This is a genomic window from Streptomyces sp. NPDC085481 (assembly GCF_044541845.1).
Lineage (GTDB): Bacteria > Actinomycetota > Actinomycetes > Streptomycetales > Streptomycetaceae > Streptomyces.
Genome location: NZ_JBITTJ010000011.1, coordinates 1 through 24,940, shown reverse-complemented (window position 1 = coordinate 24,940; position 24,940 = coordinate 1). Strand labels below are relative to the sequence as shown.

The 24,940-nt window shown below is 71.4% G+C and carries 21 protein-coding genes; 11 read left to right on the top strand and 10 right to left on the bottom strand.

Annotated elements, in window-relative coordinates; translation table 11 throughout:
* The first annotated feature begins 214 nt into the window (after positions 1–214).
* Complete coding sequence (locus ACIGEZ_RS22635; protein WP_399833794.1) at positions 215–1,693, top strand: carboxylesterase/lipase family protein; 1,479 nt, start codon at positions 215–217, stop codon at positions 1,691–1,693.
* An 81-nt stretch (positions 1,694–1,774) separates the two neighbouring features.
* Here ACIGEZ_RS22635 and ACIGEZ_RS22630 read toward each other — a convergent pair whose 3' ends face one another.
* Positions 1,775–2,545, bottom strand: a complete 771-nt coding sequence (locus tag ACIGEZ_RS22630) for a metallophosphoesterase (protein WP_399833792.1) — start codon at positions 2,543–2,545, stop codon at positions 1,775–1,777.
* Between the two features lie 164 nt (positions 2,546–2,709).
* Between ACIGEZ_RS22630 and ACIGEZ_RS22625 the strand changes: the two genes are divergently transcribed.
* Positions 2,710–3,423, top strand: coding sequence for an RraA family protein (locus ACIGEZ_RS22625; protein ID WP_399833790.1), 714 nt, complete (start codon positions 2,710–2,712; stop codon positions 3,421–3,423).
* A gap of 29 nt (positions 3,424–3,452) precedes the next feature.
* Here ACIGEZ_RS22625 and ACIGEZ_RS22620 read toward each other — a convergent pair whose 3' ends face one another.
* Positions 3,453–3,893 carry an OsmC family protein gene (locus tag ACIGEZ_RS22620; protein ID WP_399833788.1) on the bottom strand — a complete coding sequence of 147 codons (441 nt, stop codon included), beginning with the start codon at positions 3,891–3,893 and terminating at the stop codon, positions 3,453–3,455.
* A gap of 240 nt (positions 3,894–4,133) precedes the next feature.
* On the opposite strand from ACIGEZ_RS22620, the gene ACIGEZ_RS22615 reads away from it, so the two are divergent.
* On the top strand, positions 4,134–4,439 hold the full coding sequence (locus tag ACIGEZ_RS22615) for a hypothetical protein (protein ID WP_399833787.1): 306 nt from the start codon (positions 4,134–4,136) through the stop codon (positions 4,437–4,439).
* On the opposite strand, the gene ACIGEZ_RS22610 is transcribed toward ACIGEZ_RS22615, so the two are convergent.
* Together ACIGEZ_RS22610 and ACIGEZ_RS22605 are read right to left on the bottom strand one after the other, a co-directional pair.
* Positions 4,429–4,623, bottom strand: a complete 195-nt coding sequence (locus tag ACIGEZ_RS22610; protein ID WP_399833785.1) for a hypothetical protein — start codon at positions 4,621–4,623, stop codon at positions 4,429–4,431. The genes ACIGEZ_RS22615 and ACIGEZ_RS22610 overlap by 11 nt on opposite strands.
* Positions 4,624–4,665: 42 nt before the next feature.
* A complete protein-coding gene (locus tag ACIGEZ_RS22605; RefSeq protein ID WP_399833783.1) occupies positions 4,666–5,616 on the bottom strand; it encodes an NADPH-dependent F420 reductase in 951 nt (316 codons plus the stop codon).
* A 36-nt stretch (positions 5,617–5,652) separates the two neighbouring features.
* Between ACIGEZ_RS22605 and ACIGEZ_RS22600 the strand changes: the two genes are divergently transcribed.
* The 7 genes from ACIGEZ_RS22600 to ACIGEZ_RS22570 all read left to right on the top strand — a co-directional run bounded on the left by ACIGEZ_RS22600 (position 5,653) and on the right by ACIGEZ_RS22570 (position 13,624).
* The gene (locus tag ACIGEZ_RS22600) at positions 5,653–8,010 is read left to right on the top strand and encodes a molybdopterin cofactor-binding domain-containing protein (protein WP_399833781.1); all 2,358 of its coding nucleotides are present in this window, start codon (positions 5,653–5,655) and stop codon (positions 8,008–8,010) included.
* A 26-nt stretch (positions 8,011–8,036) separates the two neighbouring features.
* Complete coding sequence (locus tag ACIGEZ_RS22595; protein WP_399833779.1) at positions 8,037–8,516, top strand: (2Fe-2S)-binding protein; 480 nt, start codon at positions 8,037–8,039, stop codon at positions 8,514–8,516.
* A 154-nt stretch (positions 8,517–8,670) separates the two neighbouring features.
* Entirely contained in the window at positions 8,671–8,940 is a 270-nt protein-coding gene (locus ACIGEZ_RS22590; protein ID WP_399833777.1) for a hypothetical protein, read from the top strand.
* 216 nt (positions 8,941–9,156) lie between these two features.
* Positions 9,157–10,185, top strand: a complete 1,029-nt coding sequence (locus ACIGEZ_RS22585; protein ID WP_399833775.1) for an alpha/beta hydrolase — start codon at positions 9,157–9,159, stop codon at positions 10,183–10,185.
* Positions 10,178–11,404, top strand: coding sequence for an acyltransferase (locus ACIGEZ_RS22580; RefSeq protein WP_399833773.1), 1,227 nt, complete (start codon positions 10,178–10,180; stop codon positions 11,402–11,404). The genes ACIGEZ_RS22585 and ACIGEZ_RS22580 overlap by 8 nt, the downstream gene beginning before the upstream one ends.
* 157 nt (positions 11,405–11,561) lie before the next feature.
* Positions 11,562–12,866, top strand: coding sequence for a sensor histidine kinase (locus ACIGEZ_RS22575; protein ID WP_399833771.1), 1,305 nt, complete (start codon positions 11,562–11,564; stop codon positions 12,864–12,866).
* An 83-nt stretch (positions 12,867–12,949) separates the two neighbouring features.
* Positions 12,950–13,624, top strand: coding sequence for a response regulator (locus ACIGEZ_RS22570; protein WP_399834215.1), 675 nt, complete (start codon positions 12,950–12,952; stop codon positions 13,622–13,624).
* 68 nt (positions 13,625–13,692) lie between these two features.
* On the opposite strand, the gene ACIGEZ_RS22565 is transcribed toward ACIGEZ_RS22570, so the two are convergent.
* The 3 genes from ACIGEZ_RS22565 to ACIGEZ_RS22555 form a co-directional block, all read right to left on the bottom strand.
* Positions 13,693–14,532: a hypothetical protein gene (locus ACIGEZ_RS22565; RefSeq protein ID WP_399833769.1), complete on the bottom strand. Its 840-nt coding sequence runs from the start codon at positions 14,530–14,532 to the stop codon at positions 13,693–13,695.
* A 41-nt stretch (positions 14,533–14,573) separates the two neighbouring features.
* Positions 14,574–15,866 (bottom strand): VWA domain-containing protein, encoded by a 1,293-nt coding sequence (locus ACIGEZ_RS22560; RefSeq protein WP_399833767.1) that lies wholly within the window; start codon positions 15,864–15,866, stop codon positions 14,574–14,576.
* Positions 15,867–15,943: 77 nt separating this feature from the next.
* The gene (locus ACIGEZ_RS22555; RefSeq protein WP_399833765.1) at positions 15,944–16,510 is read right to left on the bottom strand and encodes a hypothetical protein; all 567 of its coding nucleotides are present in this window, start codon (positions 16,508–16,510) and stop codon (positions 15,944–15,946) included.
* A 195-nt stretch (positions 16,511–16,705) separates the two neighbouring features.
* Between ACIGEZ_RS22555 and ACIGEZ_RS22550 the strand changes: the two genes are divergently transcribed.
* Positions 16,706–17,377 carry a GntR family transcriptional regulator gene (locus ACIGEZ_RS22550; protein WP_399833763.1) on the top strand — a complete coding sequence of 224 codons (672 nt, stop codon included), beginning with the start codon at positions 16,706–16,708 and terminating at the stop codon, positions 17,375–17,377.
* A 24-nt stretch (positions 17,378–17,401) separates the two neighbouring features.
* On the opposite strand, the gene ACIGEZ_RS22545 is transcribed toward ACIGEZ_RS22550, so the two are convergent.
* From ACIGEZ_RS22545 to ACIGEZ_RS22535, 3 genes are all read right to left on the bottom strand, one after another.
* A complete protein-coding gene (locus tag ACIGEZ_RS22545) occupies positions 17,402–18,118 on the bottom strand; it encodes a flavodoxin family protein (protein ID WP_399833761.1) in 717 nt (238 codons plus the stop codon).
* 174 nt (positions 18,119–18,292) lie between these two features.
* A complete protein-coding gene (locus ACIGEZ_RS22540; protein ID WP_399833759.1) occupies positions 18,293–18,961 on the bottom strand; it encodes a hypothetical protein in 669 nt (222 codons plus the stop codon).
* An 82-nt stretch (positions 18,962–19,043) separates the two neighbouring features.
* A partial coding sequence (locus ACIGEZ_RS22535) for a ricin-type beta-trefoil lectin domain protein (protein WP_399833757.1) occupies positions 19,044–24,940 on the bottom strand: 5,897 nt, incomplete at its 5' end.

Here is a 24,940-nt window from a genome sequence, read left to right as displayed (position 1 = left end):
GCCGTACGCCCCGGCGGCGCCGTCACCCGGCGGTCCAGCCCCTCGCCGGCACCCGCACCGGCGAGGCGGTGACACGAGTAAGTGACTCGTGTCACCTTTCTCTTTCAAGCATTGACGCACATGGCTCCCGGCCAGACGCTGTGGGCGTCGCGCCACCGCCTCCGGGGCGTCGCGCGCCCGGAGCAACCGGACCCCAGCTCAGGAGCAGCCCCCCATGCCCCACTCCTCACCCGTGACGGTCGACACCTCCCCCGTCGTGACCACCACCCTCGGCCCGGTCCGCGGCGAGCGGCGGGCCGACGGCAGCTGCCGCTTCCTCGGCATCCCGTACGCGAAGCCGCCGGTCGGCCCGCTGCGGTTCGCCGCCCCTGTGCCGCCGGAGCCCTGGACCGAGCCGCTGGACGCCACCGCGTACGGGCCGACCGCCCAGCGCCGTCCCTTCGCCGAGGTCACCACCATCCCCGAGCCGTCGATCCCGGGCGAAGGGGTGCTCAACCTCAACGTGTTCACCCCGCACCCGGACCCCGGCTCCCACTCCGGCGCGGGCCTGCCCGTCCTCGTCTGGATCCACGGCGGCGGGTACGTCGCGGGCTCCGCCGCCAGCCCCTGGTACGACGGAGCCGCGTTCAACCGCGACGGCGTCGTGCTCGTCTCGCTCGGCTACCGGCTCGGCATCGAGGGCTTCCTGCACGTGGAGGACGCGCCCGACAACCGGGGCGTACGGGACTGGATCGCCGCCCTGGAATGGGTCCGCGACAACATCGCCCGCTTCGGCGGCGACCCGGCCAAGGTCACCATCGCCGGGCAGTCGGCGGGCGGCGGCGCCGTACAGACCCTGCTGGCCGTCCCCTCGGCCCGTCCGCTGTTCCGTGGCGTGATCTCCGTGTCGGGCGCCGTCATGCGGCCCGACGGGCCCGAGGTCGCCCGCGCGGTCTCGCGCCTGTTCACCGGGCGTACGGGCGTACCGGCCACGGCCGCCGCTCTCCAGGACCTCGGCGACGACGAACTGCTCGCCCTCCAGGACCGCCTGGGCGAGCCCGGGCCCGACCGCGAGGGGCTGCCGCCGATGCTCTCGCTCGTGCCCTTCGCCGACGGCGACCTGATCCCCGAACCCGTCCTGGACGCGCTGACGACGGGCGACGCCGGTGCCGGCGTGCCGCTGATGCTCGGCTTCACCGAGCACGAGTTCAACATGATCCCCACCCCTGAAGGCCTGCCGCTGCCGCTGCTCCTCGGCGGACTGGGCCTCGACGAGGCGAGGGCGGGCGCCTTCGCGGAGACGTACGCGGACGCCGACCCGTCCGGTCTCTTCGGCCAGGCCCTCACCGACGTCACGTTCCGGGCCCCGTCGGTCGCCGTCGCCGACGCCCGCGCGGAGCGCGAACAGCCCACCTGGCTCTACCAGTTCACCTGGACCTCGCCGGTCAACGGCCAGGCCTACCACTGCCTCGACCTGCCCTACGCCTTCGATCTCCTCGACGCCGAAGGAGTACGGGCCGCAGCCGGCGACACCCCGCCCCAGGACCTGGCCGACGCCGTGCACCGCGCCTGGGTCGCGTTCGTCACGGAGCAGGATCCGGGCGCGGACTGGCCCGCGTACACGACCGGCAGCCGGGCGACGATGATCTGGGACAGCAATCCGCGGGTGGCCGAGGACCCGCTGCGCGAGGTCCGCGAGATCTGGCTCGGCTGAGCCGAGCGGGGACGGGCAGGCGCCTCGCTCCGGGCGCCGGCTCCGGTTGTCCCCCTTTCCGCTTCCCGTCCCGGCGCGGATTCAGCGGACCGGAACGCTCCGGAAATGGGTCGTCAGCCGGCCGTCGTCGTGCAGGACGTGGAAGGCCAGCGACGGCGCCATCTCGTCCTTGTAGACGTAGTCCTGCGGATCGCCGCTCTGTTCCCAGGGCAGCTTCGACATCGACACCACGCCCGGCGCGACGAGCACGGGCCGCTCCGCGAAGCTGGTGACCGCGGCGGTGTGCGCGTGACCGCACAGGAACGCGGCGATCGAGGGGTGACGCCGGGCCACCGCGGCGAGCCGGTCCTCGCCGAACTGGCGGATGCCGTCCACGAAGGGGATGCCGAGCTCGGCCGGCGGGTGGTGGAAGCCGACGAAGACCGGGGTGCCCTCGGCCGTCCGGGCCAGTTCCTTCTCCAGCCAGGCGAGCGTCTCCTCCTCCAGGAACCCCTCGTCCTTCCCGGGCACCGAGGAGTCGCACAGTGCCAGGACGAAGCCGTCCCCGCGCAGGACCTGGTTCACCGGAGCCTCCGGGGCCGCGGGCTCCTCGCCGAGCAGCACCCGCCGGAAGACGTCCCTGCGGTCGTGGTTACCGGGGCAGGTGAGCACCGGGTGACGGGAGCTCAGCACGTGCTCCCGGATCCACTCGTACTCCGACTCCAGACCGTGGTCGGCGACGTCACCGGTGACGATCACCGCCTCGAAGTCGTACGCGAGCGAGTCCAGGAACTCCATGGTGGCCTTGGTGCGCGCCCTGCTGCGCGCGGACGCGTCGACATGGACGTCGCTCAGGTGCGCGATCACGATCACGGTGGGGTCCCCTTCTCCGGCGCGGGAGCGGCCCCTCCGCCCCCGTCGGACCGTACAACGCCCGTCGGGCCCGCCGCGCGGGCCAACTGCTCCTCATTGGCCCTTTCCTGACGCTGTCACCGGGATAGCATCCGGACCGCCCGACCCCGCGAAAGGAGCACCCCATGCCCGCCCCGCACCCTCTGCAGAAGCGCTTCGCCGAGCTCTCCACGCCGCTGGTCGCCGACGCCTGCGTACGGCTCGGGGAACCGCTGCGCGCCGCCCCGGCGGGTGTGCTGCCGGTGATCCCCGGCCGGCGTGTCGCCGGCCCCGCCCTGCCCGTACGGCACTACGGCAGCGTCGACGTCTTCCTGGAGGCCTTCACGCGGTCCTCAGCCCCCGGCGCCGTACTCGTCATCGACAACGAGGGCCGCACGGACGAGGCCTGCATCGGCGACCTCGCCGTCCTGGAGGCCGAGGCGGCCGGGATCACGGGCGTGGTCGTCTGGGGCCTGCACCGGGACACCCCGGACCTGGTCGCCATCGGCCTCCCGGTCTTCTCGTACGGCCGGCACGCACCCGGCCCCGTACGCGTCGACCCGCGCGACCCCGAGGCGCTGCGCACCGCGCGCGTCGGCGAGCACACGGTCGGCGCGGGCGACGTCGTGTTCGCCGACGACGACGGGGTGCTGTTCGTGGCGGCCGAGCGGGCGGACGCCGTACTGGACACCGCCGAGACGATCTTCCACACCGAGCGGAACCAGGCCCGCCGGATCAGGGAGGGCGAGACCCTGCGCCGGCAGACCCGCTTCGACGAGTATCTGCGGGAGCGGGCGCAGGATCCGGGGTACACGTTCCGGCGGCATCTGCGGCGGGTGGGAGGGGCGATCGAGGAGTAGGGGCATGGGGTCCGTACTCCATCCCCCTGCTACCCGGCCCGGAAGCCGATCGTCCCGTCCGGCAGCACGGCCTCGACCTCCGCGCCGTGCTCGACGGTGCGGCTCACCGTGCAGAACTTCTCGTGGGTGAGGCGGACGCCGCGGGCGAAAACGTCGGCGGCCCGCGGGTTGTTGTCGGGCAGCTCGAACTCGTAGCTCACCCGGATCCGCCCGATGCGGCCGTCGTCCTGCGGACCCGACACACCCTCGACCACGATGCGCAGGTCGTCGTGATCGACGGCCCGGGCCGTGCGGTCGATGACCATCCCGCCGCACCCGCCCATCGCCGCGAGCAGCAGCTCCACGGGCGTGAAGGACGGCTGGGCGTCCGCGTCGTCGGCAGCCCCGATCCGTACCTCCGCGCCCCGGTCGTTGCGGGCGGTCCAGGTGCGGTACCCGGTGCGTTCGGTCTCGATCCGGTAGTCGGCCATGACGGCGAGGCTCCTCACTGCGCTGCACGCGCGAGATGCGCGCGGCGGCACGCGGACGCGTGCGCAGGGCCCATCCCATCACTCCCACCCGGCCGACGCCGGTACGGGTGGGTGCCCGGCTCGCACGACGGCGCGCCCGTGAAGGATGGGGATGCCGGATGCGGGATGAGTACCTGGGGCGCGGTCGACTGAGTACGTCGTCCGATACGCCGCCCCCTGGTCCGCTGGTGGACTGTCGTCATGAACACCGAAAGCCCGCGCCCCCGCGCCCTCCGCGAAGTCACCGCCACCGCCACCGCCACCGGCGCGGCCCTCGCGGTGGCCCTGCTTCCGCTGGTGGTGGGGGTGTTGGTGGCGCGGACGTTCGGGGGTGACCCGATGGTGTCGGTCAACGCGATGATCGCGGGTGGCGGTCAGCGGGCCCGGATCGGCCGCGGTCAGGTGCGGAGCTGCGGTGGCCGGGCGCTCGAGACGGCGCGCGGTGCGTGGGGTCGGTCGGCGCGGTGGGCGAGCAGGAAGCCCTGCGGGGCGCACGTCACCGGGTGACGCCGGGGGCGAGGAGGGTGCGGAGGCCGACGGTCCGGTAGCCGCGGGTGCGGACGGCGTCGATGATCTGGGGCACCGCCTGGGCATCGATGACCGGGCCCTGGCCGTCAAGGGTGCCGATGTGCAGCTGCGCGATCGCGCCCGGCTTCAGCGCCTCCAGGGCCCGCTTGACGGCCTTCTGCACGGCCGGCCCCGCGCGCCTCGGTCTCGGTCCGCTGCCGCCCCCTCAGGCCCGGAACGTCTCCGGCCGCTCGGGTGACGCGTCGGCGAGCGCCCGTTCCACCGCGTCGATGCCCGCGCGCAGGCCGTAGACCGGGGTGTCGGGCTGCTGGCGCCAGGAGTCGTCGAGGCTGCCCGCGTCGACCGTGTCGAAGCCGAGCTCGTCGATCAGGGCGCGGACCGTCTTCTTCGCGGCCTCGTCGTCGCCCGCGACCGGCAGGGCGATGCGGTCGGGGTCGCCGGCCGGGCGGGGGCGGTCGAGGATGTCCTGGGCGTAGGTGCCGTTGAAGGCCTTGATCACCGGGTGGCCCAGGTGGCGCTCGGTCCAGCGGCTCTCGGTGAGGCCGTCGTCCTCGATGGCGGCGATGCGGCCGTCGCGCTGCTGCGGGTAGTAGTTGCCGGTGTCGATGACGGCGAAGCCCTCGGCCGCCTCGTCGAACAGGCCGGACGGCAGGTCCGGGATCGCCTTCAGGGGGATGGTCACCACCACGACCTGCGCTCCCCGGGCCGCCTCCGTGACGTGGACGGCCGTCGCCCCGGTCTCCTCGGCGAGGGCGGCAAGGGTCTCCGGGCCGCGCGAGTTGGCGACGGACACCTCGTGTCCGAGCGCGCTGAGCCGACGGGTGAGATTGCCGCCGATGTTGCCTGCCCCGATGATGCCGATCTTCATCGATCTTCCTTCCGAACCGAACCGAACCGAAAAGCCGAACCGAACCGAGAAAGCCGAACCGGAAACCCGAATCTGACCGACCGTGCGAGCCGCCGTGCCGATCACCGTCTCGGGAGTGGCCAACCGGGGCCACCCAGCGGCTATTCCCCAGCGGCCGTCCGGCCTCCCCGTGCGGCCTCCGTCGGGACGTGAGGGCTTGGGGAGCTCCGGGTGAAAGCTGTGCCGTTCCGGCCCCGCCGCTCGCTCGAACGGGTGATGATCAACTTGCACACCCCTCACCCCTCTCATCACCCCTCATCACTCCTCATCCGAAAGGCAGCGCCGATGGAAGAAGCGCAGGACCGCGCCGCACAGCGCGAGCAGGAGGCAGCGCCGCCCCGCGGCATCGGACGGCGCCGGTTCCTCGGGTACGTACTGGCGGCGCCCACCCTCACGGTCGCCGCCCGGATCGGCGAGGACGTCCTCGCCCCCACGCCCGCTGCGGCCGCCGTCCCCGGCGTGGTCCCGTCCCTCCCCGGGCCCGCGGAGATCCTCGACCTCAACGACCTGCTCACCGTCGCCACCCTGCCCACGGCGAACCTCATCACCATCCGGCTCGACCCCGACGGCACCGCCCACTTCGCGCTGCCGCGCGCCGAGGTCGGACAGGGCATCACCACCTCCACCGCGATGCTGATAGCCGAGGAGCTCGACCTGCCCCTCGACCGGGTCAAGGTCACCCTCGCGGACGCCCGCCCCGAGCTGCTCTTCAACCAGCTCACCGGCGGTTCCAACACCACCATCTCCACCTTCACCCCGATCCGGGTCGCCGCCGCCGTCGCCCGCGGCAGGCTGCTGCGCGCCGCCGCCCTCGAACTCGGCGAGGCGATCGGCACCCTCACCGCCAAGGCCGGCGTCATCACCTCCGCGGCCGGGATACGCCTCACCTACGGCGAGCTCGCCGTGAAGGCGGCCGCCCTCACCGACACCCAGGTCGCCGTCAGCCTCAAGGACCCCGACGAGTTCCGGCTCGTCGGCACCCCGCAGGGCCGTATCGACGCGCTCGAAGCCGTCACCGGGCGCAAGAAGTTCGCCATGGACGTGCAGGTCCCCGGCGCCCTGCCCACGATGGTCTGCCGCCCGCCGACGATCAACGGGAAGGTGCGGTCCGTCGACAACCTCGCCGACGTGCGGGCCATGCCCGGCATCACCGACGTCGTCACCGTCTCCACCGGCGTCGCCGTCCGCGGCCGCACCTTCGGCCAGTGCATCGACGCCGTCCGCGCCCTCAAGGTCACCTGGGGCCCCGGCACCGCCGAGGGCGCATCCGACGCCACCGTGCTGCAACAGCTCCGCAGGGCCGAACTCCCCCTGGTCGTACCGCCGCTCGACCTGCTCACGAAGTCTGTCGACGCCCGCTTCACCTTCCACTTCGCCAGCAACGGGGCCCTGGAGACCAACTGCGCCGTCGCCGACGTACGCCCCGGTTCCGCCGAGATCTGGGCCAGCCTGAAGTCGCCGATCGTGGCCCAGGAGAAGATCGCCCTCCAGCTCGGTCTCCCGGTGAGCGCAGTCCGCGTCCACGTCACCGAGGGCGGCGGCTCGTTCGGCCGCAAGCTGTTCCACGACGCCGCCGGCGAGGCCGCCGAGATCTCCCGGGCGATGGGCAAGCCCGTCCGCCTCATGTGGCACCGCACCGACGACTTCCGCCAGGGCCGTACGCACCCGATGTCGACCTCACGGGTCCGCGCCACGTACGCGCTCGGCGAGGTGCTCACGTACGAGCAGCGGCACACCTCCGTGGCCACCGACTTCGGCCACGGCGTCGGCGAGATCATCACCTCGGAGGCGGCCCGCCTGCCCGTCGGCGACCTGACGTTCTCCGAGACGATGTTCCAGCTCACGCAGTCGAGCCCGTACCACTTCGGCCTGACGACCCAGCTGCTGAACGAGGTCGACCACGGCTTCAACACCGGCTCCATGCGCAACATCTACTCGCCCAACGTGCGCTGCGCGCAGGAGCTCGTCGTCGACGAACTCGCCAAGCGGATGGGCCAGGACGCGCTCGCGTTCCGCCGCCGCTTCCTTAAGGACGAGCGGGCCCGCGCCGTGCTCGACAAGGTCGCCGAAGTCGGCCGCTGGGGCCGGCAGATGGCGCCCGGCACGGCCCAGGGGATCGCGCTCCACCCCGAGTACCACGCGTTCGTCGCCGTACTCGCCGAGATCGACTGCCGCCCGGAGACCACCGGCCGGAAGATCCGCGACGCCTACACGGGACCACGCGTCACCAGGATCGTGTGCGCCGTCGACGTCGGCCTCGCCGTCAACCCCCGCGGCCTGGAGGCCCAGATGATGGGCGGCATCATCGACGGCATCGCCCTCACGCTCACGTCGAGCCTCCACCTCAAGGACGGCCGCTTCCTGGAGAGCAGCTGGGACAACTACTTCTACACCCGGCAGTGGAACACCCCGCCGGAGCTGGAGATCGTCGTCATGCCGCCGACCACGGACAAGCCCGGCGGCGCCGGCGAACTGGCCGTCGCGGCGGCCGCGGCCGCCGTCGCCTGTGCCTACGGCCGGGCCACCGGCACGATGCCGACCACCTTCCCGGTCAACCACGACGCGCCGCTCCCCTTCACGCCGCCGCCCGCCGTCCCGCCGATCCCCGCCTCCCCGACCGACGGCCGCGACCGCGCCCTCTGAGCACCCCTCGAGAACCAGGAGCCACCGTGCCCCAGCACACCTTCATCCTCAACGGCAAGGCCGTCACCGCCGAGGTCGAGGACGACGTCCGGCTGCTCTGGGTGCTCCGGGACGTCCTAGGCGTCACCGGACCCAAGTACGGCTGCGGCGTCGGCGTCTGCCAGGCCTGCACCAGCCACCTCAACGGCCGGGCCTTCACCCCCTGCTCCGTACCGGTGAAGGACCTCGACGCCGCCGACGAGGTCACCACCATCGAGGGCCTGCCCGCAACCGTCGGGAAGGAACTGCACCCGATGCAGGAAGCCTGGCTGGACATCGACGTCGCCCAGTGCGGCTACTGCCAGCCGGGCCAGATCATGACCGCCGTGGCCGCCGTACGACGCGCCCGCGAGGCGGGCCGCGAGGTCGACCAGGCCGATCTCGACCGGATCCGCAACATCTGCCGCTGCGGAACCTACAACCGTATCCGTGAGGCCATCATGGAGGGCGCCCGCCGCATGGAGTGAGTCGCCCCCGTCGTCTGCCGAGCCGCGGCACCTCCTCTCCACCCCCATGGACACCGCTGCCGTCCGGGACTGTCCGGGACGGGGCACGGACGCCCCGTTCGCCCGCCGAGTCGGGTCACGATGGGTGCGCAGTGAATCCGACCCAAGGAGAGAAATGCGTACTCGTGCTCTGCTCGCCGGCGCCGCTCTCGGCGCGGCCCTGGTCACCGGCGGCACCGCCGTCGCCACCGCACAGGCTGTGCCCGTCTCCACGGTGACGGGCCCGGCGGCCGTCGCGCCGATCGCCCAGACGTGGATCTACGTCGGTACGTACCGCTACCACCAGGACTGCTACAACGACGGCGTCAACTCGGCCTACGCGGACTGGGAATGCCGCCCGACGTCCTCCGGCAAGTACCAGCTGTGGGTGGACAACGCCTCGTAGCGGGCGGAACCACGACGTGTGCCCCTCACCACGGTGAGGGGCACACGCGCGTCCGGATCGCCGGCCGCGGGGCCGGGGGAGAGGGACATCGCGGACAGTCGACTACCCGTCATACCTGAGAGCTACCCGCAGGGTTGGCTCCCTGGCGGGACGCCGACCACACGAGCGCCTTCATACCGTCCGTAGCGGAACGAACCCCGGTACGGAAGGACCCCCATGGCACCCCACCGGCGCGGCGACCACCGCGCACAGTCCCCCAGTCCCGCGCAGTCCCCCAGCCGCGGCGGTCGCGTCGCCCGCCTCCGCCGCACCCTCCTCGCCGGGCTCGTCGCCGCCGCCGTCGCGGTGCCGGTCGCGGGAGCGGCGCGGCCCGTGGACGTACCGGCGCCCGCACCCGCGCCCACCGTGCCGCTGGGTTCGGCCACGCCGGCCGAGCTGACGGCGCGCTACGCGGCGGCGCGCGAGGGGCTGCGGGCGGCGGAGCGGGCGGCGGACGCCTATGGGGCGCACCGGCGGGCCGCCTCGCTGCGCCGGATGGCAGGCCCGGGACGACAGTTCCTGTCCTTCGACGGGCGCGACGGCGGCCGCAGCGTGGAGGCCGTCGGCGATCTCGCCCGGGCCGACCGCATCGCGGTGCTGGTCCCCGGCGCCGACACCGGCCCCGACAGCTACGGCCGCTTCCGCGCCGGCGCGGTCGCCCTGGAGGGCACCCTCAGGCGCGAGCTCGGCGCCCGTGCCGCCGTGGTCGCCTGGCTCGGCTACCGCACCCCCGGCACCGCCAGCGCCGCCTCCCTCACGCCCGGCCGCGCCGACCAGGCGGCCCCCGGACTGCGCGCCTTCGTCGAGGAGTTGAGCGCCGCGAAGCCCCGCGCCCGGATCACCCTCCTGTGCCACTCGTACGGCTCCGTCGTCTGCGCCCGCGCCGCATCGAGCCTCCCGGCGGCCGCCATCGTCCTGTACGGCAGTCCCGGCGCCGCCGTCGACAGCGTCACCGACCTGGACACCCCGGCCACCGTCTGGGCGGGCCGCGCCGCGAACGACTGGGTCGCCGACGTGCCCCACCTCCGCCTGCCCCTGCTGCCCGGCTCCGAACTCGGCTTCGGCGCCGACCCCGTGGACCGCGCCTTCGGGGCCCGCCACTTCGCCGCGGGCGACGGCGGCCACAGCGACTACCTCGCCCCCGGCTCCGTGGCACTGGACAACCTCGCCCGGATCGTCGACGGACGGGAGCCGTCCCGTGCCTGAGCTCGTCCGGCGCATATCCGACGCCACCCCGCCCGAGCGCGACCGCGCCCTCGACGCGCTGCGCGCCCTCGCCATCCTCGGCGTGGTCCTCGGCCACTGGCTCGTCACCGCCCTGGTCACGGACAGCGGCGCCCTGCGCGCCGAGAGCCCCCTCGGCCACCTGCCCGAATTCACCCCGGTCTCCTGGGTGTTCCAGACCCTCGCCGTGTTCTTCCTCGTCGGCGGGTACGTCGCCGCCCGCGGCCACGCCGCCGCCCGCGCCCGCGGCGAGCGTCACGGCCGGTGGATCGCCGACCGACTCCACCGGCTGTTCCGGCCCGTCGTCCCGCTGCTCGCGGTCTGGTCCGCGGCGACGGCCGTCATGCTCGCCTCCGGCGTGCCCTGGCAGACCCTGTACACGCTGGGCCGGCTCGTGCTGTCCCCCCTGTGGTTCCTGCTCGTGCTCGCCGCGCTCACCGCCGCCACCCCGCTCGTCGCCCGCGTCCACCCGCTGTGGCCGCTCGCCGTCGTCCTCCACGTCGACCTCGTCCGCTTCGGCTTCGGCGGCCCGGACGCGCTCGGCTGGCTCAACCTGCCCGCCGGCTGGCTCGTCCCGTACTGCCTCGGCACCCTGCTCGCCCGCCGTGGCCCCCTGGCACCGGCCGGCGCCTGGACGCTGCTCCTCGGCGGCGCCGCCGCGACCGGCCTCCTCGTGGCCTTCGGCGGCTACCCCGGCTCCATGGTCGGCGTGCCCGGCGCCCCCGTCTCCAACCTCAACCCGCCCACGCTCGCCGCCGTCACCTTCGGCCTCGCCCAGTCCGGCGCCGCCGTGCTGCTGCTCGGGCCGCTCCGGCGCGTCCTGCGCCGGCCCGCCGCCTGGGCGGCCGTCGCCCTGCTCAACCTGTGCGCCATGACCGTCTTCCTCTGGCACCAGACCGCCATGATCGCCGTCACGGGCGGCGGCCTCCTCACCGCCCAACTCCTCGGCCACGGCCCGCTCACCGGACTCCACACCGTCCCCGACGGCTACGCCTGGGTCCTCGCCCGGCTCGGCTGGCTGCCCCTCTTCGCGGGCGCGCTGCTCGTCTGCGGCGCCGCCTTCCACACGTACGAACGCGCGAGCAGCGTACGGAAGAAGCGTGCACCGAAGGCGAGCACGCCGAGCATGTCGTGCGCACCGTGCGCACCGTGCGCATCGGAACAGCGGCCCGGGCGAAGGACGGAGGCAGGGCGTGCCTAGGCTGGGGCGTGCGGACGCGCGCTCGCACGCATACACGCACACGGACATCGGCACGGATACAGATACGGATACAGATACGGATACGGATACGGAAAGGGATACGGACACGGACGCGTACGACAGCGACGACGCACGCGCGCGCGGCAGGGGGAGCACGGTGGGGGACACGGCACGATGGGAGGGCGCTCTGGGCACCGTCCCGGGCATCCTGCGTACGGACCTGCGGCCCGGGCGCCGGGACCCGCTGCCCCGCCACCGCTACCTCAGCTGGCTGCCGCACGCCCACGCCGTCCTCTTCTGCGTCCTCGTGGGCCTCTGGGGCCAGGCCGTGTACGAGGACACCATGCAACCGGCCACGGGCGCCGTCTCGTTGCTCGTCGTCCTCCTGGGCGCCGCGCCCGTGATCGCCCTCACCCGGCCCGCCGCCGCCTGGTGGCTCTCCACAGCCGCGCTCCTGCTGACCGCGACCCTCACGGCGCCGGTCTTCGGAACCTCGTGGCCCTGGAGCGCCCCCTCCATCCTCCTGCACAGCCTGGTGCAGCTGCTGCTCTCGCTGCGCGTGCGCCCGGTCGCCGCCGCCGCGGCCCTCGGCGCCACCCTGCTCACCGGTGTCGGCGGCCTGCTGCCGCTCACGGTGCCGCACCCGCCCAGCCTGCTCTTCGGGGCGGTCTCCTTCACCACCGTCACGGTCGTCGGCTGCTCGCTGCGCGCCACCCGCGTCTCGCGCACCCGGCTCGTCCGGCAGGAGGAGCTGACCGCCGGGGAACGGGCCCGGCGCGCCCTGCTCGAGGAGCGCGGCCGGATCGCCCGCGAGCTGCACGACGTCGTCGCCCACCACATGTCGGTCATCTCCATCCAGGCCCAGGTCGCCCCGCACCTGGTCGACGACCCGTCCCCCGAGCTCCGCGAGAACCTGGCGGGCATCCGGCAGAACGCCGTCGACGCCCTCACCGAACTCCGCCGCGTCCTCGGCGTGCTGCGCGGCGACGGCGCGCCGGGAGACGCCGCAGCCGGCGTACGGCACGCCCCGCAGCCCACCCTCGACCGGCTCGGCGAACTCCTCGCCAACGTCCGCGCCGCCGGGCTCGACGTCACCGCAGAGACCCGCGGCGAGGTGCGGCCGCTCTCGCCGGGCGCCGAGCTCTCCGCGTACCGCATCGTCCAGGAGGCCCTGAGCAACGTCATGCGGCACGCCCCGGGCGCCCGGGCCTCGGTGGCGGTCCACTACCACCGGGACGGGCTGACCGTGCGGATCACCAACACCGCTCCGGTCCGGCGCTCCGGTCCGGTCGCCGCCGACCGCGCCCGCGAACCCGGCCACGGGCTGCTCGGCATGCGCGAGCGCACCGCCATGCTGGGCGGCGAACTCGCCGCGGGACCCACCCCCGACGGCGGCTGGGACGTCACCGCGACCCTGCCCGCGCCCCTTCCCCTCGACGGACTCACGAAGGACGGTTCATGACCGACGGCAGCCCGAGCACCGGTGGCAACGCGAGCACAGTTGGCAACGCGAGCACGTGTGGCAGCCCGGGCACCGGTGGCAGCGTGAGCAGCGCCATCAGAGTGCTCATCGCCGACGACCAGATCATGGTCAGACAGGGCTTCACGGTCCTGCTGAACGCCGAGCCGGGCATCGAGGTCGTCGGTCAGGCCGTCGACGGGGCCGACGCCGTCGCCAAGGCCGCCGAACTCGCCCCCGACGTCGTCCTGATGGACATCCGGATGCCCGGCACGGGCGGTCTCGAAGCCACCCGGCTGCTCACCGCTCCCACCGACGCCACCGTCAAGGTCCTCGTCCTGACCACCTTCGACCTGGACGAGTACGTGTACGAGGCGCTCCGCGCCGGCGCCTCCGGCTTCCTGCTCAAGGACGCCTCCGCCGAGGAACTCGCCCAGGCCGTCCGGGTCGTGGCGCGTGGAGACGCGCTGCTCGCCCCGGGCGTCACCAAGCGGCTCATCTCCGAGTTCTCCCGGCTGAGCCACGCTCCGCGCGCCCCGCTCATGGACCGCGTCGGCGCGCTCACGGAACGCGAGACCGAGGTCCTCACGCTCATCGCGCACGGCCTGTCCAACGCGGAGATCGCCGCACGGCTCGTGGTCGCCGAGCAGACCGTGAAGACCTATGTGAGCAGGATCCTCGCCAAACTCTCCCTGCGCGACCGCACGCAGGCCGCCGTCCACGCGTACGAGACCGGCCTGGTCCGTCCCGGCGGGCTGTGAGCCCGCCGGGACGAACGACGTGTCAGGCACGCGCGTCAGGCGGCTGGCAGGCGGCTGTCAGCCGCGCCTCAGGCCGTCGGCGGGACGTGGGACGGGCGCCCCGAGCCGCGGGTCAGGACGTAGCCGCCGATGCCCGCGAGGGCGGCGAGCACGCCGCCCGCCGCCGTCCAGAGCCAGCGGTCGGACCACCAGCCGGAGGACCAGCCGTCCTCGGGCGCGCGGGCCTCGACCGTCTCCGGTGTGGTGGCCCCGGGCACCAGCGGCACGGCGAGCGAGCCGTCCGTGGCGTACGCCCCGCCCTTGTCGAGCGAGGTCGCACCGAGCCGCGCCGTGAACGGCTGGCCCAGGTCCTCCTCCGGCAGCCCGGTCACGGTGAGCCGGACGAAGTAGCTGCCGGGCAGCGGGTCGTCGGACCAGGTGTCCGCGGCGCCCCGGACCGGGCGCAGGGTGCAGGCCAGCTGCACGGTGGCCGCGTCCTTGGCCGCGAGGCGGCTCTGCATCCCGTACATGCACGGCTGGCGTCTGCGCAGCCCGTCGTACACGTCGACCCGCCAGGCGGAGGAGCCGTGCCGCAGAGCGGCGTCGGGCAGCGTGACCGTCGCCGTGACGGTCGGCCGCTGACCGGTGTCGGCGGGGAACACCCAGTACAGGTAGTCACCCGTGGACGCCTGCGCCGTGGCTTCCTGGCCCTGCCGGAAGAAGGCGGCGGTACGGAAGGAGGTGCCGGCCTCGGTCGGCGCCGCCTGCGCGGCGTCGGTGCTCGCGCTCCCGGTCGGGGTGGGCGTCGCCGAGTCGGCGAGGCCCATCGGCGCGGCCGGGCCGAGCAGGGCGGCGCCCGCGAGCACGAGGCCCGCGGTGACCCTGCGTACGGCACGCAGGATGCCGCGCTTCGATGACGGGCGCATCATTGGGGCACTCATCAGTGGGGTACGCATCAGTGGGGTACGCATCAGTGGGTCCTCCAGACGGCGAAGCGCCAGCGGGACAGCCAGCCCCAGATCAGGCCGCCGAGGAAGCCGGCGAGCACCAGGACGCCGAGCAGCCACCAGCCGCGGCCGAGGCCGAAGGAGGCGACGTCGGAGGCGGAGTCGGGGCCGTCGACCACGTCGATGGCGAGCTCGACCGGCATGCCCGGGGTGGTCTTGACCGACGGGGGAGCGGAGAAGGAGTTGCTGACCTCGAGGCAGACGGTCTCGGCGGCGGACTTCGTGTCGTCGGCCATCGCCTCGTCATCCTCCTTCTTCGGGTAGCGCAGACCGGTCGAGATGACGTCGGTGCGGCCGTCGCCGGCCTCGGAGCCGCGGACGATCTCCCGGCCGTGCCGGGTGACGGCGCGCAGGAGCACGCCGTAGTCGTTGTTGACGGCGCGGTCGGCCGAGATGCTCACCGAGGCGCGCAGCTCCTGGCCGGGCAGGACGTCGACGCGGTACCAGCGGTGCTTGCCGAAGGTCTGCCGGTCGGTGTAGACGCCCGGCTTGAGCGTCGGCGCGTCGGCGCAGCGCTCGGCGCCCTGGGTGGCGACGGGGGTGACGACCGGGTCGGCCGCCCGGTCGACCAACTGCCGTACGCGTCCGGAGAGCTCCTCGGTGCGGTGTACGGAGGTGTACGTGCCGCCGGTGGCCTCGGCGATGCACATCAGTTGCCGGCGGGTCTTGACGTCCGGCACGAGGCCCAGGGTGTCGATGACCAGGTGGATGCCCTGGGCGGCGATGTCACGGGCCACCTCGCACGGGTCCAGCGGGGCGCAGGTGTCCTCGCCGTCGGTGATGAGGACGATCCTCTTGGTGGCCTCACCGCCCTTGAGGTCCTCGGCCGCGCCCAGCAGGGCGGGGCCGATCGGGGTCCACCCGGTGGGGGCGAGGGTGGCGACCGCGGTCTTGGCCTCGGTGCGGTCCAGCGGGCCGACCGGGTACAGCTGCCGGGTGTCCTTGCAGCCGCGCTTGCGGTCCTGGCCCGGGTAGTCGGCGCCGAGGGTGCGGATGCCGAGCCGCACCTCCTGCGGCACCGCGTCCAGGACCTCGTTGAAGGCCTGCTTCGCCGCGGTCATGCGGGACTGGCCGTCTATGTCGCGCTGCCGCATCGAGCCGCTGACGTCGAGGACCAGCTCGACCTTGGGGGATTCCTTGGGGGAGTCCGTCGCCGCCGGGCCGTCGTCGGCGGCGGCACTCGTCGGGAGGAGCCCGACGGCCAGGGCGGCGAGCAGTGCGCAGGCCCCGGTCGCCAGCCGTTTTCTCGTGATCATCGCAGGATCGTATGGATGATCGTCCGGCAATCCAAAACCGGGTCCCCTCCGGGCCCCTGAGCAGGGGTCAGGACGGGTCAGGACTGGCTGTTGAGGAAGCCGATGAAGGTGGCCCCCCACCAGCCGACCTGGCTCACGGCGGCCGCTGCGCCGGACCGGACGAGGAGCCGGCGGGGCACCTCGCCGCCCTCGCGGTAGCGCTCCAGGAGCTGGCCGAGGCGGTGTGCGTACAGTCCGTTGAGGGTGACGGCGAGCACCATGCCGAGCTTCACGAGGGTGAGCGGCGAGCCGAGGTCGGGCCGCAGGAAGAGCCCGGTGACGGTGAGCCCGCCGAGCCCCGCCCAGATCGGCGTCTGGAGGGCGCAGGCCGTGTCGAGGACACCGGCGAGCGGGCGCCGCCCGGTGAGCCAGAGCAGCGCGAACCAGTCGACGGCGAGCACCGAGCCGAGCCCCACCACGAGGCTCGCCACGTGCAGGAACCGGGCCGCGGTCTGCAGCGAGGTGTCCGCGTGGAGATGTCCCGCGGTCCAGCACGAGGCCGCGAGCACACCCGCGGCGAGCACACCGGCGGCGGTGAGCAGCCAGGCCGGGGTGAGGTTCTCGAGGGACTCGTCGGGGTGGGAGCTCGGCAGGGGTCTCGGCATGGCTGGTTTCTCTCGCCTGACGGTAAGGAGTGGTTAGGTAAGGCGAAGCTAAGTGTCCTCTGTGTGCACGTCAAGTGGATCAGGAGGGGTGGTCCGAGGCGTGGGACGGCGGCTGGAATGGGCGCCCGAAAGAGGGCCGGACCTGGGCTTTCGTCACGGGTGGCTTACGGTAAGGGCTGGACACCGGGAGGACATATGACCGGGACCTCGAAGCCCGAAGCCGGCGAGCTCGCCCGCAGGGGCGGCTGGCTCCGCGACCAGGTCTGCGAGGGACTGCGCGACCGCATCATCACCGGACGGCTCAAGCCCGGCGACCGGCTGGTCGAGCGCGAGGTCGCGGAGGACTTCGGCGTCTCCCGGGTCCCCGTACGCGAGGCGATCCGCATCCTCATAGGCGAGGGCTTCCTGCAGGCCGTCTCCCAGCGCCGGATCGTCGTCCGCGAGATGACCCGCCAGGACGTCGAGAACCTCTTCGACATGCGCGAGGCCCTGGAGGTGCTCGCGGTCCGCCGCGCCTCCGAACGCCGCACGGAAGCCGAGCTGAACACCCTCGCCCGTCTCCTCGCGGAGGCCCGCACCGCCACCGAGTCCGGCGGCCCCGAACGCCTCTCCCGCGCCAACGCGGCCTTTCACGCCCAGATCGTGCGCATGTCACGCAACGAGCTGCTCGTCACCGCGCTCGAACCCCTGGAGGGCCGGCTGCGCTGGCTCTTCCAGCAGGTCGACGACCCCGGCCCGCTGTGGGAGGAGCACCGCCTGCTGTACGAGGCGATCGCCACGGCCGATGCGGACGCGGCCACGGACTACGCGCTGCACCACGTCCGCCACTACCGCACGGTGGCGACGCGCCTGCTGTTCGGCGACTGAGCGTGCGGACCCTGGTGGCCCGGGTCAACGATGCTCGGGATTGGCGAAATCCGGCCGACACCCCGCGTCCCACTCCGACCGCTGGTTGCCGTGCGCCGGAATCCCCCCGGACCGCTTGACGAGCGCGGCCAGATGCATCAGGTTCCACGCCATGAACGACGTGTTGCGGTTGGTGAAGTCGTTCTCGGGACCACCCGACCCCGGATCCATGTACGAGGGTCCGGGCCCCGCCTCGCCGATCCAGCCGGCGTCGGCCTGCGGCGGGATCACGAACCCCAGGTGCTGGAGGCTGTAGAGCACGTTCATGGAACAGTGCTTGACGCCGTCCTCGTTCCCGGTGATCAGACACCCGCCGACCCGCCCGTAGTACGCGTACTGGCCGGCGCTGTTGAGGATGCCGGAACAGCCGTACAGCCGCTCGATCACCCGCTTCATCACCGAGCTGTTGTCACCCAGCCAGATCGGCCCGCACAGCACGAGGATGTCCGCGGCCATCACCTGCTCGTACAGCCCCGGCCAGGCATCCGACTCCCACCCGTGCTCGGTCATGTCCGGCCACACCCCGGTGGCGATGTCATGATCGACCGCCCGCACGAGCGAGGTGCTCACCCCCTGCCCGGTCATCACCTCCCGGCTCCGCTCGATCAGCCCCTCGGTGTTGCTCGCCTCGGGGGAGCGCTTGAGCGTGCAGTTGACGTAGAGCGCACTGAGATCGTCGTAACGGTACGCGGTCGAGGGCATGGGGCGGTCTCCTCGCAGGCTGGGTGCCCTTCCCAGCCTGCGGGCCCCCCGACGAGCGGGCCAGCGAGGGGCGGCCGAAAGTGTGAGGGGGACGCGACCGCGAAGTTCAGAGCGTCACAGACTCAGGGCGACGGACTCCGGCACTCGCCGAACCTTCGGCTCCGCGGGGACACCTCAGCAGTCGTCGTCAGGCTCGCGTTCAATCCACTTGACCGTGGTGTCGGCATCCAGATACCCGAGCTCCGACGCATTGATTCCCGCGATGCGCACGGCAGAGTATCCCGATCTGTTCAGCCATGGAGAAGCGGGATCAATTGCCGGCCCGACGGTGGCCAGCAGCGAATCACTCATGAAGGTGCGATTACCGGGATCCGGCCACTTCCAGCCGCCGAAACCGATCTCTCGCATCGGAGCGAGAATCGAAGGAAGCTCACCGTCAGGCACCTGGTCACCCAGCCGAGCGAAGTCGACACTCATGAGTGTTTCGGTCACTGTCACGTGAGTGAGGAACTCGGTGAGCGACTCGGGGACGCGGTCCAGCTGGCCACCGGGAATTCCCTCGTACACCGCATCAGGATCTTCCGCTGCGAATGCCCAGATCCAGTCACCGGTGGCATCCTTCATGAAGACCGCCTTCCCTTGATCCACCTGTATCCGGGACGGATCGGTCATACGGTTTCCCCCACGGTGCAACCTCGTCCAGCGGGAGGCGAGACCATGCCACTCCTGAAGTGGCCCAGGAAGCCAGGAAGTCTCGGCTGGCAGCGGGCGGGCGGAGGACTGCGGCGTGCCGTGCCAGCGCGTCAGGAAGTCGACCAGGTCAATATCGGCAGGATTGATCACCGCGCCATTATGCCACGGCCCAAGAAGTAGTGAAGCTCCCGGCCGGTGAATACCGGCCGGGAGCTTCACTGGGTGCTGCTAATTAATCCGCGCCTCCGATGAACATTCTGTTCCTGATTGCGCCGCTGTCGTTTCTCCAGATGACCAACATCCGCCCCCCTGGAGGAAGCATGCTCCGCATGGCATCCCTGCAGTACTGGCATGCACCGTACGTTCCGGTGATGTACAGCGTCGCGGTCACTCCGGGGTTACGCCGCATGATGGCGGCGGACTGGTTCTCCAGGTGGTGGAAGTTCTCGCGCGTCGTACCGGGAGGAGCGATATGCCCGGGGAGGCAGTTCCGGCACCTGCCGTCCGGCGTTCTACCCGACGAGAGGTTGAAGCGCTGACCGTCAGCGAGGACGAGATGGCCGGACATTCCTCCGGGCTCGGCGAAGTCATTGGCGGCATCGCGTGCCCGGTTGAGGCCGTCCTCCATTTCGCATTGCGAAGGAAGCGAATTGTGAGAGAGGACGGAGGTGTCGCCCGCCACCACGACGTAGTACGTGTGGATGTCGGAGACGGTCAGGTTGTGGACGGTCGCGGACTGGACCGTCCAGCGCTGGATCGACGTGATCTGGACGTACGTACCGGCGCTGGTCCGGAGCCACTGGCCCGACTTCAGGTCGGTGGCGTCGATCCACTCGCCGAGCTCGGGAACCCAGAAGGGGTGGCCGTCGGTCGCGGTGACCTGAGCCGACTTGGAGCCGGCCTTGCCGTCGGTGTCGATCGTGATCTTGACCAGGTGCTTGAGGCCCTGGCCCTTGATCTCCGCGGTGACCGTCTCGATCCGGGTCTCCCCGGTCTTCGGGTCGGTCGCGACGACCTTGTCGCCGGTCTTGACATTCTCGATCGGCTTGGCGGAGCCGTCGGCCATCAACACCTTCGTGCCGGGCACGAAGCTGTTGCAGGTACCGCCCTCGGCCTTGCCGGAGCCACCGCTACCGCTGCTTCCGCCCTTGCCGCGGGAAGAGCCACCGGAGGTACCGCCGGTCTTGCCGCCGCCTCCGGATCCCTTGCCGCCTCCGGAACCCTTTGCCTTCGGCTGCGCCGAAGCCTTCGGCGCAGCCTTGGCCTGCGCCTTCTTCTGGACAGGGTTACCCGTCTTCTTCGCCTTCTGGACGGCCTTGTCGGCTGTTCTCTTCGCCTCCTCAGCGGCCTTCTTCTTGGCCCTTTGTGCGGCCTCCTGCTTGGCCTTCTCTATCGCTAGCTTCTTGGCCCGCAGCGCGGCTTCCTCGGCGGCCTTGGCAGCCTTGAGGATTGCTTCGGCGGCCTTCTTGGCTGCCTTGAACGCCTGGATGGCGTCGATGGTGCGGTTGATCGCCTTCAGAACCGCCGGGATCTTGCCGAGCTTCGACCACGGAATGGCGTCCAGGATGATGCTGCCGCAGGACCACATGTCGCCGCCGAAGCAGGCGAGGGCGTCGTTGATGCCGATGAAGTCCTTCAGCGTCTCCCAAGCGATGGCGAGGATCACCGAGGTCAGGGACTTGCCCATGGTCGCCTGTGCCTGCGCGACCTGTGCCGCGGAAAGGCCGGCGCCCGCGAGGGCCGCAGCCTGCTCCGAGGCGGTCAGGGTGATCGACAGACCCGTTGGGTCCGAGTGGGTCACCGGGTTGTTGTGCGAATACGCGTACCCGTTGGACTGCATCGGGTCGTTCAGGTCCAGGACCGGGTCGGTGGACAGGAAGCGTCCGACGACGGGGTCGTAGAGACGGGCGCCGAGCGGCTGGAAGCCAGAGGCGTCGTCACGGGTCTTGCCCAGGAAGCCCTGGTGGGTCTGGACGTTCTGACCCGCGGTGTCGGCACCACGCTGGTTGCCGAACGGGTCCTGCTTGCGGACCCGGACCGCCTGGCCGCTGTAGAGGGTGACCTCCGCGTACACGCTGCCCTGGTGATCCATCGCCAGGGCGACCAGAGCGTCGCCGCCGGTGCCGTTGGCGTACCGCAGCACTCCTCCACCAGGGGCGGAGTACGTGCGATCGGAGCGGACCAGGACGCCGCCCTGCTGGACGGTGACCTGCGCCTCGCCCAGGTCCAGCGTGGCCTGCTTGCCCTGGATGGTCAGCAGACGCTCGCCGTCGGGGCCGTAGATGTGGCGGGTGTCGTTCTGCGGCAGCCACTGCTGGGCGGCCTGCGCCGCGTCACAGGTGGCGAGCACGATCGGGGTGGCGTTGACGTTCGCCGCGCCCTGCACCGCGAGGCACAGACCGGAGGCGACATGGGTCAGCTGACCCGACGCGTTGCGCTTCAGCTGCTGCGCGGTGGAACCGTTGCACTTCTGCAGCTGCGCCGCGGAGCCTGCCGTGTTGGCGGCGGGCTGGACGCACCAGGTGTCGTAGACCTCGAGCGTGCCGAGGTTGGCGTCCGCCTGACCCGGAGCCGGGTCGAAGTGCCACGCCTGCGCCACGGTGCCGTTGCACTGGTAGAGCTGGACGGCGTTGCCCGCGGTCGCGAGACCCGACTTGAGGTCGAGGCACTTCTGGCCCAGACCCACGTACGGGGTCTTGCCGTTCGAGCCCTGACCGGTGATCCGGTCGACCTTGCCGTCGTACGTCCAGGTCAGGTCCTGCTTGTCACCGTTCTGAAGGGAGGTGATCGACTTGGTCTCGCCGGTCAGCTCGTACAGACGCTCCGCCTCGGCGGTCACCTGGGCGCCGGCCGGGGTCGTGTACTTCTTCGTCACCTTGGTCAGCGTGTGCGGCTGGTCCTTGGCGACACCCTTGCCGTAGGCATAGGTGCTGGTGGCGTCCTTGTTGGCGTCGCCGGTGAGGTCCTTCTCGGTCAGCTTGGTGCGGTTGCCGAGGAGGTCGTACTCGTACTCCTGCCAGTAGCCGGAGTTGTCCTTGCCTGCGGCGACGTTGACGGTGCCGTCGGCGTTCTTCGGGCCCGCGGAGCAAGTGCCCTGGTTCTTGTCGGTCCAAGCCTTGCTCAGCTGACCCAGCGGGTCGTACGCGAAGCACTGGCGCTCCTCGATTCCGACGGACTTCTCCTGGATCGAGGTGACGTTGCCGGCCGGGTCGTAGGTGTACGCCCGGTTGGAGACGAGGTTGCCGCCGACCAGGGAGGCGTCGTTCTTCTCCCGGTAGACCGACTGCTCCTTCAGCTCACCGCTGCCCTCGTCGTACGAGTTCTGCATCCACACCCGATAGGGCTGAGCCCCGAGCGTGGAGCGCACGATCTGGCCGTACGCGTCGTAGGTCGTCTCGGAGCCGTACCAGTCCTTGCCTGAGAGGGACAGCGGCTTGCCGTCCTTGTTGTAGCGGACGACCAACTTCTCCGCGGCGAGCTTGCCGATCGCCGGAAGCTCCGCTTCCTCCAGCGCGCCCGTGTCCGAGTACGAGTAGCCGTAGGTGTAGTCCTTCGCGAAGCCCCACGTGTCGACGAGCGACTGCGGGAGCGACAAGGTGGTCGAGGTCGGCTGGTAGTCCTTGGAGTAGCCGTTGACCCTCTGGGTGTACGCCAGACCGTCCGTATAACGGGTGGCGGTGGCGGGCATGCCCTTGCCGCCAGGGGCGGTGTCGTACGTGAAGTCCGCCAGGAGCGTGCCGTTGGCGTCGTTCAGGCGTTGCTGCTTGGGCCGCGACAGTTCGTCGTAGCCGTTCCAGATCGTGCCACGCGCCGTCGAGGTGGTCAGGACACGGCCGCGATGGTCGTAGGCAGTCCGAGTGGTACCCGAGTCCGGGTCAGTGGCGGTCTCCACCCGACCCCCGTGGTCATACGTCCAGGTCCACGGGTGTGTCGGGTCGGCGGAAGCGGTCGCCTTCACCAGCTGACTGCGCGCGTCGTACTCGTAGCGCGTGGACGTGTAGCCGTTGGGAGCCGCGGGGTTGAAGGTGTCCGTCCGGACCGTGCGGCCGAGCGCGTCGGTGTAGACGCGGTAGGACGAGGCGCCCTCGGGGTTGATGATCTTGGACCAGTCCTGGCCGTACTCGTAGCGGGTGGCCCGCTCCGGGTACGCCTTCGAGGAGGCCTCCTTGGTGACCGGGTCCACGTACTTCATGTACGGGGTCTCGGTGACCACGCGGCCGAGGCCGTCGTAGGTGTAGCGGGTGATGTTGGGGATGGCCGTGTCGGCGAGCGGGGTGAACAGCTCGCCCGGCTTCGCCTCCTTGGTCAGGTAGGCGTTGTTGGTCTGCCACACCTCACCGGAGCTGTTGTACAGCGTGTCGGTGACGAGGTAGCCGGCGTTGTTGTCGGCCTCCTCCAGCGACTGACGCTCACGGCCAAGGCCGTCGTACAGCGTGACGGACGTCTCGATCCGGTCCTCATAGCCACGGGCGTAGCTCGTGACATAGGGAGGCTTGCGGATTTCGAGCGTCGAGTCGTTCGGGTCCGGCTCCGGCTTCGGGATCGTGTATTCGGCACGGAAATCCGGTACAGCCCCCGTCGTCGGGGTCCGGCCCGGGGCCCATGCCTCGGCGAGACGGCCCAGAGGGTCGAACTTCGCCTCGCTCACCAGACCGTTCAGGTCCGTCGTCTTGAGCGTGACGGCGCGGCCCGGCTCCAGCTCCTGCACCTGCGTGTGCGCTGCGGCGTTGGTCTGGGTGACCTTGAAGACCTGACCGGTCGGCGGGTCATAGGCAATCGTGCCTGACTTACCGTCCGGGTCGGTCTCACGGACCACACGCCCGATGGCGTCGAACCCGGCGGTGCCGTTGGTCTGGAAGCCGGTGCCGTCGCCCTTCAGCGACCAGGTCTCGGTCGCCAGAGCACGCGTGGTGTCGGCGAGCGCCGTGCCGTACGCCGTGTTGTCGTAGGCGGTACGGGCTGCGTCGGTCAGCGTGGTGAGGTCGGCCCAGTTGGCGTTCGCACAGAGCGTCGGCGAGCTCAGTACCTGCTTGGTCAGACCGATGATGTTCTTGCCGGTGTGGTGCAGGTACTCGGACTTGATGCAGGACTCGTCGCCGGTTTTGCCGGTGTCGCCGATCGTCTCCACCAGGGTGGGCAGGCCGTACGTCGACTCGTACGTCGTCTTCGTACGGACCTCGCGCACGGTGCGCGGGTCATCCGTGTTGGTGCCCGAGGACTTGGTGTAGGCGACCTCCTCCGGCTCCGTGACACGCCAGGCCTTGAGGTCGCTCAGGTCGTCCCGGTCCCGCTTGGCCAGCAGCGTAGCCTCGGGGATGGTGACGCTCCGGCTCAGCCAGTCGGTGTCCGCGTCCTGTGGGTTGGAATACGTCAGCTCCTCGGCGATGCGGCCGGCGAAGGCCTCGCGGTCGTAGACGGTCGAGCCGTCCGACGCCTTGATGACGTTGCCGTGGACGTCCTTGACCGGGACGGTGTCACCCATGCCACGGAAAAACCGGTTTACAGCCTTGGACTGCTTGCTGCCGATCGCCGGGTCCTCCGCACCGGTGATGACCGTGGTCTGCTCGAAGCCCGCGAACTGCGAGTACGTGCGCGTGGACTTCTTGCTGAACTCCTGCTCGGCGAACCGCCAGCCGGGGTTCGTGTAGTCGTACGCCGTCTTCGTCGCGTAGGCGCCGTCGACGTTGGGGAGCTCCTCGATCGACTGGACCACGTACTTGTGGAACCAGTCGATGTCCTCGACCTCGGGGTCCGGGTTCCAGAAGGTCGGGTAGCAGAGGCGGTTGTTGGCCTTCAGGGCCGCCGTGTCGGTCTTGCCGGGCAGGTTTCGTCCGGTGGCACAGGCGTCGGCGACGTCGCCCCACTTCGGGATGCTGTAGCTGACGACGGTCTCGCCGCCGTACTCGTTGATGACACGCGAGATACGCAGCCGGGAGAAGCCGGGGCGAGGGTCGTTCGCCGAGCCCTTCGGGCCGTTCGGCTCGTCCGCAGTCCGCCGCAGCATCACGCGGTTGGGCATGTCCTCGGTGTTCGGCTCGAACCGGACCGGGTTCAGCGACACGCTCGCGTCGGTGGAGCCGTTGCGGGCGTAGCCGGTGCGCTGGATGGACTCCAGCCACAGGGCGGTGT

Bases quoted from the DNA above. Each gene is read 5' to 3' on its own strand.
- ACIGEZ_RS22635 (WP_399833794.1), top strand. From the start codon at position 215: ATGCCCCACTCCTCACCCGTGACGGTCGACACCTCCCCCGTCGTGACC.
- ACIGEZ_RS22625 (WP_399833790.1), top strand. From the start codon at position 2,710: ATGCCCGCCCCGCACCCTCTGCAGAAGCGCTTCGCCGAGCTCTCCACG.
- ACIGEZ_RS22620 (WP_399833788.1), bottom strand. From the start codon at position 3,893: ATGGCCGACTACCGGATCGAGACCGAACGCACCGGGTACCGCACCTGG.
- ACIGEZ_RS22615 (WP_399833787.1), top strand. From the start codon at position 4,134: ATGAACACCGAAAGCCCGCGCCCCCGCGCCCTCCGCGAAGTCACCGCC.
- ACIGEZ_RS22605 (WP_399833783.1), bottom strand. From the start codon at position 5,616: ATGAGAGGGGTGAGGGGTGTGCAAGTTGATCATCACCCGTTCGAGCGA.
- ACIGEZ_RS22600 (WP_399833781.1), top strand. From the start codon at position 5,653: ATGGAAGAAGCGCAGGACCGCGCCGCACAGCGCGAGCAGGAGGCAGCG.
- ACIGEZ_RS22590 (WP_399833777.1), top strand. From the start codon at position 8,671: ATGCGTACTCGTGCTCTGCTCGCCGGCGCCGCTCTCGGCGCGGCCCTG.
- ACIGEZ_RS22585 (WP_399833775.1), top strand. From the start codon at position 9,157: ATGGCACCCCACCGGCGCGGCGACCACCGCGCACAGTCCCCCAGTCCC.
- ACIGEZ_RS22565 (WP_399833769.1), bottom strand. From the start codon at position 14,532: ATGATGCGCCCGTCATCGAAGCGCGGCATCCTGCGTGCCGTACGCAGG.
- ACIGEZ_RS22560 (WP_399833767.1), bottom strand. From the start codon at position 15,866: ATGATCACGAGAAAACGGCTGGCGACCGGGGCCTGCGCACTGCTCGCC.
- ACIGEZ_RS22555 (WP_399833765.1), bottom strand. From the start codon at position 16,510: ATGCCGAGACCCCTGCCGAGCTCCCACCCCGACGAGTCCCTCGAGAAC.
- ACIGEZ_RS22550 (WP_399833763.1), top strand. From the start codon at position 16,706: ATGACCGGGACCTCGAAGCCCGAAGCCGGCGAGCTCGCCCGCAGGGGC.
- ACIGEZ_RS22545 (WP_399833761.1), bottom strand. From the start codon at position 18,118: ATGCCCTCGACCGCGTACCGTTACGACGATCTCAGTGCGCTCTACGTC.